Source organism: Pseudomonas sp. W5-01 (assembly GCF_046540435.1).
Lineage (GTDB): Bacteria > Pseudomonadota > Gammaproteobacteria > Pseudomonadales > Pseudomonadaceae > Aquipseudomonas > Aquipseudomonas graminis_B.
In genome coordinates this window covers 266,203-284,390 of the sequence record NZ_JAXCIP010000006.1, presented here as the reverse complement: position 1 = coordinate 284,390, position 18,188 = coordinate 266,203, and the positions used below count along the sequence as shown (strand labels likewise).

The window sequence follows — 18,188 nt, the reverse complement described above, 5'->3', positions numbered from 1 at the left end:
CATCAGAACAGACGTTGTCGCTGACGCATCCAAACAGTCATGGCTTTTTGTTAGGGTCCTCCTCGAACCAAAAAAGGGGAGGGGATCACCATGAAATTCGTACCAACATTATTGGCCACCGCGCTGTGTCTGGGTCTGGCCGGACAGGCACTCGCCACCGAACTGACCCACTGGCCTGCGCCTGCCGCCAAGCAGCTCAACGCCATGATTGCGGCAAACGCCAACAAAGGTAATTTCGCCGTTTTCGACATGGACAACACCAGCTACCGCTACGACCTGGAAGAGTCGCTGCTGCCGTTCATGGAAAACAAGGGGCTGATCACCCGCGACACACTCGATCCTTCCCTCAAGCTCATCCCGTTCAAGGACACCGCTGACCACAAGGAAAGCCTGTTCAGCTACTACTACCGGCTTTGCGAAATCGACGACATGGTCTGCTATCCGTGGGTCGCGCAAGTGTTTTCCGGCTTCACCCTCAAAGAGCTCAAAGGCTACGTTGACGAGCTGATGGCCTCGGGCAAGCCGGTGCCGAGTACGTATTACGAAGGCGATGTGGTCAAGACCATCGAAGTGCAGCCGCCCAAGGTCTTCACCGGTCAGGCCGAGCTGTACAACAAGCTGATGGAAAACGGTATTGAGGTCTATGTCATGACCGCGGCGTCAGAAGAGCTGGTGCGCATGGTCGCCGCCGATCCCAAATACGGCTACAACGTGAAGCCGCAGAACGTCATCGGCGTGACCACACTGCTGAAGAACCGCGAGACAGGCGAGCTGACCACCGCCCGCAAGCAGATCACCGCCGGCAAATACGACGAAAAGGCTAACCTCGGTCTTGAGCTGACGCCTTACCTGTGGACCCCGGCGACCTGGATGGCCGGCAAGCAGGCAGCGATTCTGACCTACATCGATCAGTGGAAAAAACCGGTGCTGGTGGGCGGCGACACCCCCACCAGCGATGGCTACATGCTGTTCCACAGCGTCGACGTCAGCAAAGGCGGCGTTCATCTGTGGATCAACCGAAAGGACAAGTACATGACCCAGCTCAACGGCATGATGAAGACCAATGCCGAGGCTCAGGCCAAAGAGGGATTGCCGGTCACGGCGGACAAGAACTGGGTGATCGTCAAGCCGGACGAGATTCAGTAAGCCGTCTCATTGCGCGGCGCGGCGATTTGCCGTGCCGCGCACTGTCAGGCCCATAGCCTGCGGTATGCGCCGTCGGCATCATGTTCGTCGGCCTGCTTCGTGGTGTTGAAGCGCCGACCGCCCCGCGGGTCCGTTCCGTAGCCGGCGATGTACAGCCAATTGCCCTGATTGCTGTAAACGTCGTAATCCACCAGCTGCGCCTCGAACCACGCGGCCCCGGCGCGCCAATCACCCTTTAGATCGAAGATCAGGTAACTGGCGACGATCTGGCGCATGCGGTTGGACAGATAGCCCGTCGCTGCCAATTCCCGCATACCCGCGTCAATCAACGCCTCTCCGGTTTCACCCCGACACCAGCACGCAAACCCCTGTGGATTGTGGCCCGGTTCGCTGGTCCCTTTCAGGCCGCTGGCGCGATAGAGAAGCCGGCCGTATTTCAGATGCAGCAAGCGAAAGTAATCGCGCCACAGCAACTCGAAGTAGATCCAGTACGTACTGTCATTGGCGCCATGTTCGGACTCAAAAGCCTTCAGCGCCTGATCGACCTGCGGCGCTGAAAGCGAACCGCGTGCAAGCCAGGGCGAAAACTTGGTGGAGTCGTCCACAGCGCTCAAGTTGTTGCGGGTGGCCTTATAGCTGTTCGCCAGGCCCCGGCGAAAATACTGCTGCAGATGCTCGATGGCCGCGTGCTCGCCGCCGTGAAATGCTTGCTGTTGGTAAGGAAACGCCGAGCGGGAGTCCGGAACCGCAGACGTTTGCAGCGTGACCGGTTCAATCCTCACACCTTGCGGCAGCGCTGGAATTGTCGCTGGCGATGGTATGGCGGGGCGGGCAGAAGCGTGGGCCTTTTCCACAAGACGCCGAAAGCTGCTGAATACGTCGGGCAGCTGCTCGACCGCCATTGGCAATTCATCCAGCGTAAACAGCGTCGATTGCCAGTGATCCTCCACGGTCAGTCCCGCCGCGCGGAGGGCTTGCACCTGTGCTTCCTCTTCCGGCGCCGCGATGCGTTCGCAGATGATCGTATCGATGCCCAGCTCGTGGGCCAGGGCGACGAGGCGTTCAACGGACTCACCCTCAATCTGCATCAGCGCGTTGCCTCGTGCGCTCAGTTGCCCGGCCAGTGCGCTGACCGCGGTCTGTTCGAAATACTGGCGGTGGGCGCCGATGCGCTCGAATCCCCATGGCGTGGACGCCGCCACGGGTGTGCAGTAAACCGGCAGCAGCGTGTGGGCAAGTTCGCATGCGTGAGTGAATGCGGGGTTGTCGGCAAGCCGAAGGTCCTGACGGAACCAATAGATCAACGTATTCATGTGAAGGTCTCAGCGCCCAGGGATCGAGGCCTTGATCAGTGGGTGACAGGACGTGGTCCTTTTTCCGGTCGAGCAAGAGAAGCTAAACAGCATTGCACTTTTGAGCCATAGTCTTTCAAGTAAATGACTGAAAGGGGCTCAAATGAAAGCGTTGTCGCTGTCTTCGTCGCCAAGGTACGTGGCGCTGCTGGGTTATGGCGGTTTGCTGCCGTTCGTTGGGCTGCTGTTGCTGATCCTGTTTGCAGTCGACTACCGAGCTTTCGTGACGCACGCGCTGCTCGCTTACGGAGCGGTGATCCTGAGTTTTGTGGGCGCGCTGCATTGGGGATTCGCCATGACCCTGCAAGGCCTGAATGCCGACCAGTGTCGCGAGCGGTTCATCTGGAGTGTCATCCCGGCGCTGATCGCCTGGCCCGCATTGTTATTGCCGGCACCGTTGGGGCTGTTGCTGCTGATTTTCGGTTTCGTCACGCACTACTGGCAGGACCGGCGTCTTGTGAAAACCACAACACTGCCCGACTGGTATTTGCCGATGCGCCTGCGTTTAACGTTGGTCGCCAGTCTTTGCCTGCTGCTGGGCGCGATCACTGTAGCCGTTGGCTCCTGAAACCGCCGGTGTCCGGATCTGTTGGAGGCTAATTGAAGGTTCGGCCGGGTGTTCGACCCGTGTCCGAGCCTTACCTCCTCCAAGCGGTTGGCAGGCAAAAAAACACCCCGACATGCGGGGTGTTTTCCAGTGCGGGTTGATGCTTATGGCATCAGCTTGTCGAGCATCGCCTTGTCACGCACAGCACCCTTGTCGGCACTGGTCGCCAGCAGGGCGTAGGCCTTGAGGGCGGTGGTCACCTTGCGAGGGCGTGACTCAACGGGTTTCCAGCCTTTCTTTTCCTGCTCGGCGCGACGTTCGGCCATTTCTGCGTCGTCGATCAACAGATTGATCGAGCGATTCGGAATATCGATCAGTACTTTGTCGCCGTCACGGACCAGACCGATCGCGCCGCCGGCTGCGGCTTCAGGAGACGCGTGGCCGATGGACAGGCCAGAGGTCCCGCCCGAGAAACGCCCGTCGGTCAGCAGCGCACAGTCTTTGCCCAGACCTTTGGATTTCAGATACGACGTCGGGTACAGCATTTCCTGCATACCCGGGCCGCCTTTGGGACCTTCGTAACGGATGATCACGATGTCGCCGGCCTTCACTTCGTCCGCCAGAATGCCGCGAACAGCGCTGTCCTGACTTTCGAAGATCTTGGCGTTGCCTTCGAACACGTGAATCGACTCGTCCACGCCAGCGGTTTTCACCACGCAGCCGTCCAGCGCGATGTTGCCGTACAGCACGGCCAGGCCACCTTCCTGGGAGTAGGCGTGCTCGACACTGCGGATGCAGCCGTTCTCGCGGTCGTCGTCCAGGGTTTCCCAACGGGTCGACTGGCTGAAGGCCGTCTGGGTCGGAATACCGGCAGGGCCCGCTTTGAAGAAGTGATGCACCGCTTCGTCGTCAGTCTGGGTGATGTCCCACTTGGCGATGGCTTCTTCCATGGATTTGCTGTGCACGGTCGGCAAGTCGGTGTGCAGCAGGCCGCCACGGGCCAGCGAGCCGAGGATGCTGAAGATGCCGCCGGCGCGGTGGACGTCTTCCATGTGGTACTTCTGGATGTTCGGCGCGACTTTGCACAGCTGCGGCACGCGGCGCGACAGGCGATCAATGTCGCGCAAGTCGAACGGAATCTCGGCTTCCTGGGCAGCGGCCAGCAAATGCAGGATGGTGTTGGTCGAACCGCCCATGGCGATGTCGAGGGTCATCGCGTTCTCGAACGCCTTGAAGTTGGCGATGTTACGCGGCAGCACCGACTCGTCGTTGTCTTTGTAGTAGGTTTTGCACAGGTCGACGATGGTGCGCCCGGCCTGCAGGAACAGCTGTTCGCGGTCCGAGTGGGTCGCCAGCGTGGAGCCGTTGCCCGGCAGCGCAAGGCCCAGTGCTTCAGTCAGGCAGTTCATCGAGTTGGCGGTGAACATCCCGGAGCACGAACCGCACGTCGGGCAGGCGCTGCGCTCGTATTCAGCGACTTTTTCGTCGGACGCGGTGGAGTCGGCAGCGATGACCATGGCGTCGACCAGGTCCAGGCCGTGGCTGGCGAGCTTGGTCTTGCCGGCTTCCATCGGACCGCCGGAGACGAAGATCACCGGGATGTTCAGGCGCAAAGAAGCCATCAGCATGCCGGGGGTGATCTTGTCGCAGTTGGAGATGCAGACGATTGCATCGGCGCAGTGGGCGTTGACCATGTATTCGACGGAGTCGGCGATGATCTCGCGGCTGGGCAACGAATACAGCATGCCGTCATGGCCCATGGCGATGCCGTCATCCACCGCGATGGTGTTGAATTCCTTGGCGACGCCGCCTGCTCTTTCGATCTCGCGCGCCACCAGCTGACCCATGTCTTTCAAATGGACGTGGCCCGGAACGAACTGGGTGAACGAGTTGGCGATGGCGATGATCGGCTTCTTGAAATCGTCGTCCTTCATGCCCGTGGCACGCCACAAGGCGCGCGCGCCGGCCATATTGCGGCCGTGGGTGGACGTTTTCGAACGGTAATCAGGCATTGGAGCACTCCGGCTAATCGGCTGAATGAGGAAGGGAGTGAGCTTCTAGTGACGTCGTGTGCAAAAGGCAGTGACCGGATGCAGCGAAGAAACCGAACGATACGGGATCACCGTACGCCCAGCCTGAGCTCATAAACCCGCCGGGGATGACTGGCGATGAATAGCGCTGATTCTACACCTGTGGGGGCGGGAGGGAATGGTGGGAAGTGGGGCTGCGGACTCATCGGTCTGATTGCCAAACGGGTCGGTGGGGGATCCGACCTCAATCGCGAGCAAGCTCACTCCTACAAAGATGCCCGCTGATTCGAGCGATCAATGGTCCCGGCACGAATGCAAAGTTCGGCGCGGAACCACTGTAGGAGTGAGCTTGCTCGCGATAAGGATCTTGCAGACACATCCGGAATCTCTGTTTGGCGTCTACCCCTCAGGCACTGTTCTAGCCTTCCTGGTAATCACCAACGGGAGCGACTAATGCCGGAATTACCGCGTGGAAGATATCTAAGGAGCGGGAGATTTTCGGAGTCGGGACGGATTTACCTCGTCACGTCGGTCACCCATAACCGGGAGCAGGTTTTCAGCGACTGGAAGCTTGGACGATTGGTTGTGAACGAGTTCCGCGCCGCTCAGTCCTCGGGGGCGGCAGATTCGTTAGCGTGGGTCATCATGCCCGACCACATCCACTGGCTGCTTGAACTGACGGGAGGTGAACTCACTCGGATTTTACAGGGAGTGAAATCGCGAAGCGCTCGCGCAATCAATCAGTCGCGAGGAACGCACCGGCAAGTCTGGCAGAGGGGTTTTCACGACAGAGCATTACGACGGGAGGACGATCTTTTGATGATGGCCAGATACATTGTCGCCAATCCGTTGAGGGCTGGATTGGTCAAACGGGTCGGAGATTATCCGCTGTGGGACGCGAGTTGGTTTTGAAGCAGAATCGCGAGCAAGCTCACTCCTACAGGTACTGTGCATCGCCTGTAGGAGTGAGCTTGCTCGCGATCTGTTGCGAAGCGACAGTAATCCTGCAATCGCATTCACTCAGACATGTCCCTGTCGTCTGATTTGCTGCCAGTTCCCGGCAGATCTCGGGACAAGCCACGCTCCTACAGGTTCTGCAGATGGCCTGTAGGAGTGGGCGGCTCGTTACGTCACGCTATCAGCCATCAGCTGTTCGGCAACAACCGGCAGGTGATGCTTTTGATGTAGCGCGTTTCGGGGATTGCAGGGTGGACCGGGTGGTCCGGGCCCTGGCCGCCGCGCTCGAGCAGCTGGATGTTGCGGTCCAGATGGCGGGCACTGGTCAGGAGGATGTTTTGCAGGTCGTCCTCCGGCAGGTGCATTGAGCAGGAAGCGCTGACCAGAATGCCGTCCTTGCTGAGCAGGCGCATGGCTTGCTCGTTCAGGCGGCGGTAGGCGCCTTCGCCGTTCTTCATGTCTTTCTTGCGTTTGATGAACGCGGGCGGGTCGGCAATGATCACGTCGAAACGCTCTTCAGCCGCTTTCAGTTCCTTCAGCGCCTCAAACACGTCGCCTTCGATGCAGGTGACCTTTTCCGCGAAGCCGTTCAGTGCGGCGTTACGCTCCACACCGTCCAGCGCGAAGGCTGACGCGTCGACGCAGAAGACTTCGCTGGCGCCGAAAGCACCGGCCTGGATGCCCCAGCCGCCGATGTAACTGAACAGGTCCAGTACACGCTTGCCCTTGGCGTACGGTGCCAGGCGCGCGCGGTTCATGCGGTGGTCGTAGAACCAGCCCGTCTTCTGGCCTTCCATCACCGGCGCTTCGAACTTCACGCCGTTCTCTTCCAGCGCGACCCACTCCGGCACCAGGCCGAACGCGGTTTCAACGTAGCGGTTCAGCCCTTCGGCGTCGCGTGCGGCGGAGTCGTTCTTGAGCAGAATGCCGCTCGGCTTGATCACTTGAATCAGCGCGGCGAGCACGTCGTCCTTGAGCTGCTCCATGGCCGCTGACGCCAGCTGCACCACCAGAATGTCGCCGAAGCGATCCACCACCAAACCTGGCAACAGGTCGGAGTCGCCGTAGACCAGACGATAAAACGGCTTGTCGAACAGACGCTCGCGCAGCGACAGGCAGACATTCAGGCGATGAACCAGCAGCGACTTGTCCAGTGGCAGCTTGATGTCGCGGGACAGCAAACGTGCGCAAATCAGGTTTTGCGGGCTCATCGCGACGATGCCCAGCGGCTTGCCGCCCGCAGCTTCCAGAATGGCTTGAGCGCCCGGAGCAAAGCCGTTGAGCGGGGTGGCAGCGACGTCGATTTCGTTGCTGTAGACCCACAAATGACCGTTGCGCAAACGGCGATCGGCGTTGGGCTTGAGGCGCAAGCTAGGCAGGGACATGACGTCGCTCCGGAAAAAAGAGCGGGAGTATAGCGCGTGAACCCGCTGACGGGCGCGCCGTGGTCGATTACCGTCTGGCTGTCCGTCGGATCCGTTGGATCGTCATCCAGTTGTCGACCCGTGGCCGCGAGGGGTTAGAATCGTGGCCTGACCCCGAGTGTGAAGTTATGTCCCAAGAGCTTACGTCCGAGCAGATCCAGCAGGCGTTACAAGGCATCAGCGTTCCGCCCCAGCCGCAAATCATGGTGGATTTGCAGATGGAGCAGTACATGCCTGACCCTGACTTGGGTGCCATCGCCCGGTTGATCGCCCAGGATCCGGGGCTCTCCGGCGCGCTGCTGAAAATCGTCAATTCCAGCCATTACGGACTGACCAACAAAATCGCCTCGATCCAACGGGCGGTGAACCTGCTCGGCAGCCGCTCGGTCATCAACCTGATCAACGCACAGTCAATCAAGGGCGAGATGAGCGATGAAACCATCGTCGTGCTCAACCGTTTCTGGGACACCGCCCAGGACGTCGCAATGACCAGTCTGACGATCGCCAAGCGCATCGGCTCGCAAACGGTCGACGAATCCTACGCACTGGGCCTGTTTCATGACTGCGGTGTGCCGCTGATGATCAAGCGTTTCCCCGACTACATGAGCGTGCTCGAAGAGGCGTATTCCAACACCACCGCCGAGTGCCGGGTGGTCGACACCGAGAACCGGCTGCTGAACACCAACCACGCCGTTGTCGGTTATTTCACCGCCAAGTCCTGGCGTTTGCCTGAACATGTCAGCAATGCGATCGCCAATCACCATAATGCGCTGGCGATTTTCAAGGACGACTCGGGTCGCAACGCGCCACTGAAAAACATGCTGGCCGTGCTGAAGATGGCCGAGCATGTCTGCGAATCCCACCGTGTATTGGGCAACGAGCCCGTCGACCACGAGTGGAACAGCATTGGTCCCCTGGTTCTCGATTACGTTGGCTTGTCCGACTACGACTTCGAAAACCTCAAGGAAAGTATTCGCGAGCTGAGCGCGCACTGACCCTGCGCCTGACCTTGCCCTTCATCGAGCTGCCGCATGCCTGAATTACCTGAAGTCGAAACCACCCGCCGGGGCATTGCGCCGCATCTGGTGGGCCAGCGCGTGAGCCGCGTGATTGTGCGTGATCGTCGCCTGCGCTGGCCGATCCCCGAAGACCTTGACGTGCGCCTGTCAGGCCAGAAAATCGTGGCTGTCGAGCGTCGTGCCAAGTATTTGCTGATCCAGGCGGAGGTCGGCACGTTGATCAGCCACCTCGGCATGTCGGGTAATCTGCGCCTGGTGGACGCCGGTCTGCCGCCGCTCAAGCACGAGCACGTCGACATCGAACTCGAGTCCGGCCTGGCCTTGCGCTACACCGACCCTCGGCGTTTCGGCGCCATGCTCTGGAGCCTCGACCCGCTTAACCATGAATTGCTCGCGCGCCTTGGGCCGGAACCGCTGACCGAGGTGTTCGACGGGCTGCGTCTGTTCGAGCTGTCCCGTGGCCGGGCAATGGCGGTCAAGCCGTTCATCATGGACAACGCGATCGTCGTGGGCGTCGGCAACATCTATGCAACCGAGGCCCTGTTTGCCGCCGGCATTGATCCGCGCCGTGCCGCCGGGAGCGTGTCCAAGGCACGCTATATAAAGCTGGCGATTGAAATCAAACGCATCCTGGCCGCCGCCATCGAACGGGGCGGTACCACGCTGCGTGATTTCATCGGCGGGGACGGCCAGCCCGGTTACTTCCAGCAGGAACTGTTCGCCTACGGACGCGGCGAGGAACCGTGCAAGGTGTGCGGGACCACGTTGCGAGAAGTGAAGCTGGGTCAGCGGGCGAGTGTTTATTGCCCCAAGTGCCAGAAGTAGTTCCAGACAGCAGCAGAGCCGTCGGCCTGGATCGCTGACTGCCGCGGGATCGCGAGGGTTTATCCGATCCCTCCTACAGGGCGTGTCTTGTCAGTGAGACACGCCGCCCCTTGCGTAAGCCCGCGCCCTGTTTATAGTGAACAGCTTCATATCTGCCTTAGCTTGAAGGACCATGCCATGAGCCCGTTTCGCATGCTTGCTGCCACCCTGGCCGTGTTCTTCGGCTTGCAATTCACGCCTGCGCTGGCTCAGGACGCGACCGGCAGTGGTGACCCCGTCTACGAAATCGAAAGCCCTCCCGCCTACGCGATGATCGGCGACCTGCTGATCGCGCGGCCGATTCTCATTGCTGCCACCATCATCGGCGCCGGGTTGTTCGTGGTTGCACTGCCGTTTACCGCCGCCGGCGGCGGCATTGGCCGAACCGGCAAGGCGCTGGTGGTGGATCCGGGCAAGGCGGCATTCGTCCGCTGCCTGGGTTGCACCGGCGACGGTTATGGCAAGCAGGACTGATCGGCGCAGGCGCGCATCAGCTTCAGCGCGTCACCGGGTTTGAAAGTCGTCGATACGCCAATGCCACGCGGGTCACTGGCCGCTTCGACCCGGGCACTGTTCTTGTGCCATAACAGCACCTGCTGATTGCCGAAATCCTTCGCCGTCTCCTTCAGCGCGTAACCGCGCTCGCGCAGGTCCGCCAGTTCCTGCTCCGTGAATGTCTCCGGCTCGTACTCCACCACATCCGGCGTGTACTGGTGGTGGTAGCGCGGCGTTGATGCCCAGTTGGCAATCGGCTGCTCGTCCAGATACTGCAGCATCGACAGCAGCACCATGCTGGGGATGCGGCTGCCGCCCGGGGTACCGAAGGCAGCGAGTGATTGCGGGCCTTCGATGAAGCTCGGGCTCATGCTTGAGATCGGTCGCTTGCCCGGCTCGATGGCATTGGCGTGTCCGCCGGCTGAGGCCGAGTTGCCCTGACCTTTGGGGTCTATGGCAAAGTCGTCCATCTCATCGTTGAGGATGATCCCGGTGCCGGGCACGGTAAACGCTGAGCCGAAGGGCAGGTTTAGCGACAGTGTCGCCGTCACGGCGTTGCCTTCGTTGTCCAGTACGGCGAAATGGCTGGTGTTGTCGCCCTCACGCCAGCGCGGCGCGGGGGGCAGGGTGTTATTGGGCGTGGCGCGGTGGGGATCGATGCTGGTGGTCAGCTGCAGCAAGTAGTCGGTGGACAGGAGTTGAGCCACCGGGTTGGGCACGAAGTCCGGGTCGCCCAGCAGCACGCGATCACGATACGCACGGCGAAGCGCCTCAATCACAAAATGCGCCCGCTGAATGTTCTCCGACCCCCGCCACGGCAGCTGTTGCAGCATCGACAGGCTTTGCGCCAGTGCAATGCCACCTGCCGAGGGCGGCGGTGCGCTGATCAGTTCCCGTTGATCGGCCATCTGAAAGCGCAGAGGCGTTCGCGTGATGACTTCATATTCTTCGAAATCATGGTAATTCCAGATACCGCCGGCGCGACGCACCCCACTGACCATCGCCTGCGCCACCAAGCCACTGTAGAACCCGGCGCGGCCATTATCGGCAAGGCGCCCCAGGGTTTGCGCCAGCTCAGGCTGGGTGATGACGTCACCCAGATTCGGCACGTCGTTGTTGCGCAGGAACAGGCGCGCGCTCTCTTTGTTGTTGCGCAACGCGAACAGCCGCCAACTGGCGCGCTCGCGATAAACGCTGTCCACCTTGAAGCCGCGGTAGGCGACCCGGATGGCGGGCGCCAGCGAGATCGAAAGCGGCAATCGGCCATAGCGCTCGGCGAGCTCGACCAATGCCGCGGGAAGCCCGGGAATCGCGGCCGCCAGTGGTCCGTTAAGGGACAGGTCCGGCTGGAGGATCCCGTTGCGGTGGAACATTTTGGGTTTTGATTTGAGCGGCGCCTTTTCGCGCGCGTCGAGAAACTGATACTGAACGGGGTCGCCGGATTGGCGCAGCAGGAAAAACCCGCCGCCGCCGAGGCCCGACCCGTAAGGTTCAACGACGGCGAGCGTGGCACTGATGGCAATGGCGGCATCGAATGCGTTGCCACCATCCACCAGGATTTCCCGGCCGGCGGCGGTGGCGATGGGATGCGGGCTGGCGATGGCAGCCTGATCAGGGTGATCGGGGCTGGCCTGGGCCAAAAAAACGCACAGCAGAAACACTGCGCCTGACAAAACAGGTATCCGTTCCAGCATAGAGATCATGCGTATCTCGCTCAATTCAACGGGCGTTATAAGCCAGTGTCTTCGGCGAAAGCACGTATGCCGACAGGATATGCGTTCGGTTATGCCTTGCTGGTGATCAGGTTGTACTTGGCCATGAGCTCGTCCTTGCTCTCCACGTGGTTTTCATCCAGCGGAATGCAGTCCACGGGGCAGACTTGCTGGCACTGCGGCTCGTCATAGTGGCCGACGCATTCGGTGCACAGGTTGGGATTGATCACGTAGATCTCTTCACCCTGGGAAATCGCTTCGTTCGGGCACTCGGGTTCGCAGACGTCGCAGTTGATGCAATCGTCGGTGATGATCAGGGACATGGATACTCCTGCCACGGTCGACACCGGGGCATATCAAAACGAATGCGGCGAATTGTGCCGCATTAGCGCTCGGTATGCACCTTACCTCGACGCAAGGCCTCAGGCTTTGAAACGTTCGCTCAGCGCCTGGGCCACGGCGGGGTGGACGAATTTGGTGATATCACCGCCCAGCGCTGCGATTTCCCTGACCAGCGTAGATGAAATGAACGAATAGCGTTCCGACGGCGTAAGAAAAAGACTCTCGATGTCCGGGGCCAGTTGCTTGTTCATGTTGGCGAGCTGAAATTCATACTCGAAATCCGACACCGCACGCAGGCCGCGCAGCAGGATGTTGGCGTTCTGTTCCTGGGCGAAGTGCGCCAGCAGTGTCGAGAATCCTACGACTTCCACGTTGTGCAGGTGCTTGGTCGCTTCGCGGGCGAGCGCAACACGTTGCTCCAGCGGGAACAGGGGGTTTTTCTTAGGGCTGGCGGCGACGGCGATGACCACTTGATCGAACAGGCGCGAGGCGCGCTCGACCAGATCGCCATGACCCTTGGTAATAGGGTCGAAGGTGCCGGGGTACAACACTCGGTTCATCGCGTCGTCCTGGTCGGAGTTCGTTGGGGACTGGATGGTAGCGCAGCAGGCTGAGCGGGCCAAGCTGCCGAGGAGTGTAGTGGGAAGCTTTGCGGTGCAGCGCGAGACGCATTCCCGGCTAAAGCCAGTCCAACAATGTTCCACAGCCAGCCCAATGCACGGGGCGTTAGGTCAGTCAGAATTCGCAAGCGCATCAGCGCACGAACAGTCGCTGAATCAGCGTCTGGATCGCCTTTCCATAGGGCGGGTAGAGCAGCCGCGCCGCGTTGAACCCCTGTTTGATCAACACGCCTTTGGCATGACTAAACGTCAAAAACCCCTCGTGTCCGTGGTAATGGCCCATGCCTGACGCGCCGATGCCGCCGAAAGGCAAGTCGTCCTGGGCGACATGGAGCAGGGTGTCATTCAAGCAGACGCCGCCCGAATGCGTCTGCTCCAGCACGCGGCTCTGTTCATGCCGTTCGTAGCCGAAGTAGTACAGCGCCAGTGGCCTGGGCCGCTGATTGATGTAGGCGAACGCCTGCTCGATCTGGTCGTAGGGCACGATCGGCAGCAGCGGGCCGAAGATTTCGTCCTGCATGATCAGCATGTCGTCGCTCACATCCAGAATCAGGCTGAACGGCATCCTCCTGTCCTGCCCCTCGGGGAATAGCTGAATCACGCGAGCACCTTTGGCTTGCGCGTCGGCGAGATACGAATTCAGGCGTGCGACATGCCGCTGATTGATGATCGCGGTGTAGTCCGGGTTATCCGTCAATGTCGGATAAAACCGTGTGACCGCCTCCTTGTAGGATTCGACGAATTCGTCAACGCGATCCTTGGGCACCAGCACGTAGTCGGGAGCCACGCAGGTTTGTCCGGCGTTGAGGGTTTTGCCGAAAGCGATGCGCTCGGCGGCGTCCTTGAGCGGTACGTCGCGGGACACGATGGCGGGGGATTTTCCGCCCAGCTCCAGCGTCACCGGCGTGAGTTTGTCCGCCGCCGCGCGCATGACATGCCGCCCGACGCTGGTGGCGCCCGTGAACAATAAGTGATCAAACGGCAACCTCGAAAAAGCCACTCCAACCTCCGCCTCGCCCAGCACAACGCCGACGTGATCTTCCGCAAACACCCGCGCCAGCAGGCTTTTCAGCAGCGCGCCGGTGGCGGGCGTGGATTCGCTGAGCTTGAGCATCACGCGGTTACCCGCCGCCAGTGCGCCCACCAGCGGCCCGATGGCTAGGTACAGCGGGTAATTCCACGGCACCACCACGCCGATCACGCCCAATGGCTGGTAAACGACTTTGGCGCTGGCGGGCTGGAACGCCATGCCAACGCTTCGGCGCGAAGGCCGCATCCATTTCTTCAGATGACGCTGGGCGTGGCGGATGTTGTGCAGGCAGGGCATCAGTTCGGCGAGGAGGGTTTCATCGGCGCTGCGGTGGCTGAAATCAGCGTTGATTGCCTCAATGATCGCCTGGCGCTCGCTGCTGAGCAGCGTGTGCAAGCGATCGAGCCATTGTTTGCGCTCTTGCAGGACCGGCATCGGATTGGCGGCGAATGCGCGTCGTTGTTCGTCGAATACCTGCTCCAGATGGCGGCGCGGGCAAGGAGCATCGTCTGCATATGGCAGAAGATTAGAGTCGACGGGCATCGCGGCGGTCCTTGTTGAAGTTATGCAGTGCTTTTAGAGTCATTGCTCTATGAAGTCAACGGCCCTTGCATTCGCTCGCAGGCGCACGCCAGACTGTCCGGGCAAAAACTGAACTGCCGCCCCGCACCACCTGACACGGAGTCTCAATGCGCACGGACTATCTGGCGTTTTTTCTTTCCCTTTTCCTGTCCCGTCTCGCCGATCAGGTGCTCCTGTTTCTGGTGCCGCTGATTGTTTTCCAGACCACCAACAGCGCTTCCCTGGCGGGGCTGGCGTTCTTCGTCGAGACATTGCCGCGCTTCCTTGCATTCCCGGTTTGCGGCGCGCTTTGCGATAAATACTCGCCCATCCGGCTGCTGCACATCAGTCAGGTTTACCGGGCTGTTATCTGCCTGGCCGCAATGGGGCTATATGGCCTGTTTGGCGGGATCTACTGGCTGATCATCCTGTCGGCGGTCTGTGGCGTCCTGACCACCCAGGGGATCATGGCCCGGGAAGTGGTGATGCCGCATATTTTCCCGGATTACCGCTACGGCAAGACGCTGTCCTACTCACAGATTGCCGACCAGACCGGCCTGGTGCTCGGGCCTTTGCTGGCGGCGCTGGCGCTGGAAATCTGCCCGTGGTGGGGCGTTGTCATCGGCGTGGCGCTGGTTTTCGTCGCGGCCGATCTCGCCATGCGAGTCTGGCAGCGCAACAGCAATATCACGCTGGAGCGGTTCGATCAGGACGCAGGCCGCTGGACACAGCCGTTGAAAATCGCCTTCGGACACATCCTCCGATTGGCCGAGCTCAAGAAGATCATTTTGCTGGCGGTCGGCGTCAACCTGATCGTCGGTGTCACGCTGGCCAGCTCGGCGGCGATGGTCATCGGCTCATTCAGTGAGAGTAAAGATTACTACGCTGGGCTGCAGGCGGCGGGCGCCTTGCTGACCATAGGGATTCTGTTTGTCCTGGCACGGGTCAGCCTGCCGCTGAAACTGCTCGGTGCGATGTCATACATTGCCTTGCTGCTGGGGGCATTCATTACCGCCACGAGCGCGTCATCCGAGGTCTACCTTGTCGGCTTTCTGCTGATCGTCGGCTTCGACAAGATGTTCAACGTGTACATGCGCAGCATCCGTCAGCGGGTCATCCCCGCGCGCGACTTCGGCAAGACCGTGGGCGTCATCACACTGCTGAACAACCTGTCGCAACCGCTGGCCGGTCTGCTCGTCGGGATACTGACAGCGCCGATCGGGCTGCGCGGCGTCATCTTGATCAACATGCTGGCGGCAGCCGGGCTGGGTATCGGCGTCGCAGCGGTGGTTCGGATCAGGCTGGCGACTGCCCTGGAGCGATGAAGTCTGCAACGGGCCCAACGCTTGCGTTAAGATCCGGCACATCCCTGTTACGTTTCGACGTTCGAGTTGAACATGGCGCCGCGCATCAAAACCGTACGCATCAACACCCGTGAACGCATCGTGCACAGCAGCCTGGAGCTGTTCAATCAGCAGGGCGAGCGCAGCGTCAGCACCAATCACATCGCTGCGCACATGGAAATGTCGCCCGGCAATCTGTACTACCACTTCCCCAACAAGCAGGCGATCATCGCCGAGTTGTTCACTGAATACGAAACGCTGGTCGATAGCTTTCTGCACCCGCCCAAGGGTCGCCTGCCGGGTGTTGAAGACAAGCGCCATTACTTGATGGCGATTCTCGACGGCATGTGGCGCTATCGTTTTCTGCACCGCGACCTCGAGCATCTGCTTGAAACCGATCCAGAGCTGGCGGTGCGCTACCGACGCTTTTCCCAACACTGCCTGATCAAGGCGATGTCCATTTACGGCGGCTTTGTCGACGCGCAGATTCTGAGCATGGACAAGGTGCAGATCGAATCGCTGACGCTCAATGCTTGGATCATCCTCACGTCATGGGTACGTTTTCTGTGCACCACGCGGGAAAACGCCGCGCACCTGAATGAGGACGCGATTCGTCGCGGGGTCTATCAGGTGCTGATGCTGGAACTGGCCTACGTGACGCCCCAGGCGCAGGAAGCGGTGAATGCGCTGTGCGCAGAGTTTTATGTGCCATTGGCCAAGGCACTGGAAGACGCCGGCTGAATCAGCCCGGCTGTCTGAACTGATTGTCATATCGCCATTTTTTACTGCCTGCAGGAGCCTGTCATGTCCATCGCGCAACTGATCAGCCCGCAACAATTGTCAGAACGCCTGACCCGGCCCGGGCTAGTGATACTGGATTGTCGTTCGTCGCTGGACGATCTGGACTACGGCCAGCGCAGCTACGCAGAGGGCCATATCGAAGGGGCTTCTTACGCTGATTTGCTCAATGACCTCAGTGGGTCCATCACCAAAGGTGTCACCGGTCGCCACCCGCTGCCGGATCCCCAGCGGCTTATCGAGCGCTTGCGGTTCTGGGGTGTGAACAATCAGAGCGACATCGTGCTGTACGACGATGGGCCGGGGGCCTATGCCGCCCGAGCCTGGTGGTTGCTGGCGTGGCTGGGCAAGCGCGACGGCGTGTTTGTGCTCGATGGCGGGCTAAAGGCCTGGCATGGGGCGGGTCTACCGCTGAGTCTTGATCCGCCGCATCAGCCCGAGGGTTCGTTCGACGGCGTGCCGGATGACGCGATGGTGCTGACGGCCGGGCAGCTAAAGGCCCGCATCGGCGATCCCGCCATGACGCTGATCGATGCGCGTGCACCCGCGCGGTTCCGGGGTGAGGTCGAGCCCATCGATCCTATTGCGGGGCACATTCCGGGCGCGCAGTGCGCGGCATTCACCGACAACCTCGGGCCGGATGGCCGGTTTCTCCCACCGGAGCAGCTGAAGCAGCGGTTCGCCGAGGCGCTGCAAGGTCGCCCCGCAGAAGCGCTGGTCGCTTATTGCGGTTCCGGCGTGACGGCCTGTCACAACCTGTTTGCCCTGGCCCTCGCCGGGTATCCACTGGGGGCGCTGTACGCGGGCTCCTGGAGCGAGTGGATCAATGATCCGCAGCGGGGCGTCGCGACCGGGGACTGAGGTGGCGGCGTGTGTGCCTCACATCTGCCCCATCGCCCAGCGCAGCAAGAAGAACACCAGCAACCCGCCGCCGATGGTCGCCAGGAGATTGCGGCTCATGGCCGCAATGCCAATCGACACGATCCCGGCCAGCAAATAGGCGTTGTCCAGGGACAGCTGCCAATGCGCGCCGTCGGGCAGCAACATGCCAGGCACGACGATGGCCGTCAGCACGGCGGTGGGTACGTAATGCAGGCCTTGGCGCACCAGCGGCGAGAAACGCAGGTTCGGCCAGGCGAACAGGCTGTAGCGCATCAGAAAAGTGATCGCAGCCATGCCCATAATCAGCCACCAGTACGTCATGGGCGCGCCTCGTCCGGGCGCACCTCGTCCGGGTGCATGTCGTCCTGCCTTTCTGGCTGCCGTCTTTCCAGAAGCACCCCCGCCGTGATGCCACTGAAGGCTGCGGCCATGAGCCCCAGCTTGTAGGGCCACGACCACGTCAGCAGGGCAACTGCGCCGGCGACCAACGCGGCGGCAATCTGCGGCTGGTTGCGCAGCAGGGGCACGACGATGCCTATGAAGGTCGCCAGCATCGCGAACTCCAGGCCCCAGCTGGCCATATCGGGAAAAGCCTGACCAAACAGCACGCCCACCAGCGAGCTGCTGACCCAGCAGGCATACAGCGAACTCGCGACACCCAGCCAGTACCAATGTGCGAGTGGCGTCCGGCCGTGGACCAGGTAGTGGCGTTGGACGATCGCGAAGGTTTCGTCTGTCAGCCAGAACGCCAGCAGCAGTCGCCAGCGCTGTGGCAATCCCTGAACCTGTGGCTGCAGGGTGGCGCTGTACAGCACGTGGCGCAGATTGACGATGAAGGTCGTCAACAGAATCACCACCGCGCTGGCCCCGGCGCCCATCAGGCTGATGACGATGAATTGCGCCGACCCTGCGTAAACGAACATCGACATGCCGACGGCCTGCCATAACGTCAGCCCGCCCACACCGGCGAGGGTGCCGAAGATAATGCCGAACGGTGCAATGCCGACCAGCATGGGCACGCTGTCGCGGAGGCCGCGGACGAAGAATGGGTGACGGGACATGGTTT

18 protein-coding genes are annotated in these 18,188 nt (G+C 60.9%); 9 read left to right on the top strand and 9 right to left on the bottom strand.

The window, feature by feature from the left end; all coding sequences use genetic code 11:
* Nucleotides 1-90: 90 nt before the first annotated feature.
* Nucleotides 91-1,146 (top strand): haloacid dehalogenase-like hydrolase, encoded by a 1,056-nt coding sequence (locus SLW75_RS20530; protein WP_410930342.1) that lies wholly within the window; start codon nucleotides 91-93, stop codon nucleotides 1,144-1,146.
* 44 nt (nucleotides 1,147-1,190) lie between these two features.
* Here the strand turns inward: SLW75_RS20530 and SLW75_RS20525 are convergent, their stop codons facing one another.
* A complete protein-coding gene (locus SLW75_RS20525; RefSeq protein WP_410935308.1) occupies nucleotides 1,191-2,459 on the bottom strand; it encodes a DASH family cryptochrome in 1,269 nt (422 codons plus the stop codon).
* A gap of 142 nt (nucleotides 2,460-2,601) precedes the next feature.
* Between SLW75_RS20525 and SLW75_RS20520 the strand changes: the two genes are divergently transcribed.
* Entirely contained in the window at nucleotides 2,602-3,066 is a 465-nt protein-coding gene (locus SLW75_RS20520) for a DUF3429 domain-containing protein (protein ID WP_410935307.1), read from the top strand.
* Nucleotides 3,067-3,209: 143 nt separating this feature from the next.
* Here the strand turns inward: SLW75_RS20520 and ilvD are convergent, their stop codons facing one another.
* Nucleotides 3,210-5,057 (bottom strand): dihydroxy-acid dehydratase, encoded by a 1,848-nt coding sequence (gene ilvD, locus SLW75_RS20515; RefSeq protein WP_410930345.1) that lies wholly within the window; start codon nucleotides 5,055-5,057, stop codon nucleotides 3,210-3,212.
* A gap of 471 nt (nucleotides 5,058-5,528) precedes the next feature.
* On the opposite strand from ilvD, the gene SLW75_RS20510 reads away from it, so the two are divergent.
* Entirely contained in the window at nucleotides 5,529-5,987 is a 459-nt protein-coding gene (locus SLW75_RS20510) for an REP-associated tyrosine transposase (protein WP_065991076.1), read from the top strand.
* A gap of 233 nt (nucleotides 5,988-6,220) precedes the next feature.
* Here the strand turns inward: SLW75_RS20510 and SLW75_RS20505 are convergent, their stop codons facing one another.
* Complete coding sequence (locus tag SLW75_RS20505; RefSeq protein WP_410935306.1) at nucleotides 6,221-7,417, bottom strand: class I SAM-dependent rRNA methyltransferase; 1,197 nt, start codon at nucleotides 7,415-7,417, stop codon at nucleotides 6,221-6,223.
* A gap of 167 nt (nucleotides 7,418-7,584) precedes the next feature.
* Between SLW75_RS20505 and SLW75_RS20500 the strand changes: the two genes are divergently transcribed.
* The 3 genes from SLW75_RS20500 to SLW75_RS20490 all read left to right on the top strand — a co-directional run bounded on the left by SLW75_RS20500 (nucleotide 7,585) and on the right by SLW75_RS20490 (nucleotide 9,813).
* The gene (locus SLW75_RS20500) at nucleotides 7,585-8,451 is read left to right on the top strand and encodes an HDOD domain-containing protein (protein WP_074890184.1); all 867 of its coding nucleotides are present in this window, start codon (nucleotides 7,585-7,587) and stop codon (nucleotides 8,449-8,451) included.
* Nucleotides 8,452-8,487: 36 nt separating this feature from the next.
* Complete coding sequence (gene mutM / locus SLW75_RS20495; RefSeq protein WP_296310354.1) at nucleotides 8,488-9,300, top strand: bifunctional DNA-formamidopyrimidine glycosylase/DNA-(apurinic or apyrimidinic site) lyase; 813 nt, start codon at nucleotides 8,488-8,490, stop codon at nucleotides 9,298-9,300.
* Nucleotides 9,301-9,477: 177 nt separating this feature from the next.
* A complete protein-coding gene (locus SLW75_RS20490; RefSeq protein ID WP_065991088.1) occupies nucleotides 9,478-9,813 on the top strand; it encodes a multidrug transporter in 336 nt (111 codons plus the stop codon).
* On the opposite strand, the gene ggt is transcribed toward SLW75_RS20490, so the two are convergent.
* The 4 genes from ggt to SLW75_RS20470 all read right to left on the bottom strand — a co-directional run bounded on the left by ggt (nucleotide 9,795) and on the right by SLW75_RS20470 (nucleotide 14,081).
* Nucleotides 9,795-11,537 carry a gamma-glutamyltransferase gene (gene ggt / locus SLW75_RS20485; protein WP_410935305.1) on the bottom strand — a complete coding sequence of 581 codons (1,743 nt, stop codon included), beginning with the start codon at nucleotides 11,535-11,537 and terminating at the stop codon, nucleotides 9,795-9,797. The two genes, SLW75_RS20490 and ggt, sit on opposite strands and share 19 nt — an antisense overlap.
* 80 nt (nucleotides 11,538-11,617) lie before the next feature.
* The gene (locus SLW75_RS20480) at nucleotides 11,618-11,869 is read right to left on the bottom strand and encodes a YfhL family 4Fe-4S dicluster ferredoxin (RefSeq protein ID WP_065991092.1); all 252 of its coding nucleotides are present in this window, start codon (nucleotides 11,867-11,869) and stop codon (nucleotides 11,618-11,620) included.
* A gap of 99 nt (nucleotides 11,870-11,968) precedes the next feature.
* On the bottom strand, nucleotides 11,969-12,448 hold the full coding sequence (gene coaD, locus SLW75_RS20475) for a pantetheine-phosphate adenylyltransferase (protein ID WP_065991094.1): 480 nt from the start codon (nucleotides 12,446-12,448) through the stop codon (nucleotides 11,969-11,971).
* 193 nt (nucleotides 12,449-12,641) lie between these two features.
* Entirely contained in the window at nucleotides 12,642-14,081 is a 1,440-nt protein-coding gene (locus SLW75_RS20470; RefSeq protein ID WP_410935304.1) for a coniferyl aldehyde dehydrogenase, read from the bottom strand.
* A 146-nt stretch (nucleotides 14,082-14,227) separates the two neighbouring features.
* On the opposite strand from SLW75_RS20470, the gene SLW75_RS20465 reads away from it, so the two are divergent.
* The 3 genes from SLW75_RS20465 (at nucleotide 14,228) to SLW75_RS20455 (ending at nucleotide 17,101) form a co-directional block, all read left to right on the top strand.
* Nucleotides 14,228-15,424 carry an MFS transporter gene (locus SLW75_RS20465; RefSeq protein ID WP_410935303.1) on the top strand — a complete coding sequence of 399 codons (1,197 nt, stop codon included), beginning with the start codon at nucleotides 14,228-14,230 and terminating at the stop codon, nucleotides 15,422-15,424.
* A gap of 72 nt (nucleotides 15,425-15,496) precedes the next feature.
* Complete coding sequence (locus SLW75_RS20460) at nucleotides 15,497-16,183, top strand: TetR/AcrR family transcriptional regulator (protein WP_410935302.1); 687 nt, start codon at nucleotides 15,497-15,499, stop codon at nucleotides 16,181-16,183.
* A 63-nt stretch (nucleotides 16,184-16,246) separates the two neighbouring features.
* Complete coding sequence (locus tag SLW75_RS20455; protein ID WP_410935301.1) at nucleotides 16,247-17,101, top strand: sulfurtransferase; 855 nt, start codon at nucleotides 16,247-16,249, stop codon at nucleotides 17,099-17,101.
* Between the two features lie 18 nt (nucleotides 17,102-17,119).
* Here SLW75_RS20455 and SLW75_RS20450 read toward each other — a convergent pair whose 3' ends face one another.
* Nucleotides 17,120-17,443: an AzlD domain-containing protein gene (locus tag SLW75_RS20450; protein ID WP_369319935.1), complete on the bottom strand. Its 324-nt coding sequence runs from the start codon at nucleotides 17,441-17,443 to the stop codon at nucleotides 17,120-17,122.
* Nucleotides 17,440-18,183: an AzlC family ABC transporter permease gene (locus tag SLW75_RS20445; protein WP_410935300.1), complete on the bottom strand. Its 744-nt coding sequence runs from the start codon at nucleotides 18,181-18,183 to the stop codon at nucleotides 17,440-17,442. The genes SLW75_RS20450 and SLW75_RS20445 overlap by 4 nt, the downstream gene beginning before the upstream one ends.
* Nucleotides 18,184-18,188 lie beyond the last annotated feature (5 nt).

Excerpts from the sequence above, each read along its gene's own strand:
- SLW75_RS20530 (WP_410930342.1), top strand. The coding sequence starts at position 91 with ATGAAATTCGTACCAACATTATTGGCCACCGCGCTGTGTCTGGGTCTG.
- SLW75_RS20525 (WP_410935308.1), bottom strand. The coding sequence starts at position 2,459 with ATGAATACGTTGATCTATTGGTTCCGTCAGGACCTTCGGCTTGCCGAC.
- SLW75_RS20520 (WP_410935307.1), top strand. The coding sequence starts at position 2,602 with ATGAAAGCGTTGTCGCTGTCTTCGTCGCCAAGGTACGTGGCGCTGCTG.
- ilvD (WP_410930345.1), bottom strand. The coding sequence starts at position 5,057 with ATGCCTGATTACCGTTCGAAAACGTCCACCCACGGCCGCAATATGGCC.
- SLW75_RS20510 (WP_065991076.1), top strand. The coding sequence starts at position 5,529 with ATGCCGGAATTACCGCGTGGAAGATATCTAAGGAGCGGGAGATTTTCG.
- SLW75_RS20505 (WP_410935306.1), bottom strand. The coding sequence starts at position 7,417 with ATGTCCCTGCCTAGCTTGCGCCTCAAGCCCAACGCCGATCGCCGTTTG.
- SLW75_RS20500 (WP_074890184.1), top strand. The coding sequence starts at position 7,585 with ATGTCCCAAGAGCTTACGTCCGAGCAGATCCAGCAGGCGTTACAAGGC.
- mutM (WP_296310354.1), top strand. The coding sequence starts at position 8,488 with ATGCCTGAATTACCTGAAGTCGAAACCACCCGCCGGGGCATTGCGCCG.
- SLW75_RS20490 (WP_065991088.1), top strand. The coding sequence starts at position 9,478 with ATGAGCCCGTTTCGCATGCTTGCTGCCACCCTGGCCGTGTTCTTCGGC.
- ggt (WP_410935305.1), bottom strand. The coding sequence starts at position 11,537 with ATGATCTCTATGCTGGAACGGATACCTGTTTTGTCAGGCGCAGTGTTT.
- SLW75_RS20480 (WP_065991092.1), bottom strand. The coding sequence starts at position 11,869 with ATGTCCCTGATCATCACCGACGATTGCATCAACTGCGACGTCTGCGAA.
- coaD (WP_065991094.1), bottom strand. The coding sequence starts at position 12,448 with ATGAACCGAGTGTTGTACCCCGGCACCTTCGACCCTATTACCAAGGGT.
- SLW75_RS20470 (WP_410935304.1), bottom strand. The coding sequence starts at position 14,081 with ATGCCCGTCGACTCTAATCTTCTGCCATATGCAGACGATGCTCCTTGC.
- SLW75_RS20465 (WP_410935303.1), top strand. The coding sequence starts at position 14,228 with ATGCGCACGGACTATCTGGCGTTTTTTCTTTCCCTTTTCCTGTCCCGT.
- SLW75_RS20460 (WP_410935302.1), top strand. The coding sequence starts at position 15,497 with ATGGCGCCGCGCATCAAAACCGTACGCATCAACACCCGTGAACGCATC.
- SLW75_RS20455 (WP_410935301.1), top strand. The coding sequence starts at position 16,247 with ATGTCCATCGCGCAACTGATCAGCCCGCAACAATTGTCAGAACGCCTG.
- SLW75_RS20450 (WP_369319935.1), bottom strand. The coding sequence starts at position 17,443 with ATGACGTACTGGTGGCTGATTATGGGCATGGCTGCGATCACTTTTCTG.
- SLW75_RS20445 (WP_410935300.1), bottom strand. The coding sequence starts at position 18,183 with ATGTCCCGTCACCCATTCTTCGTCCGCGGCCTCCGCGACAGCGTGCCC.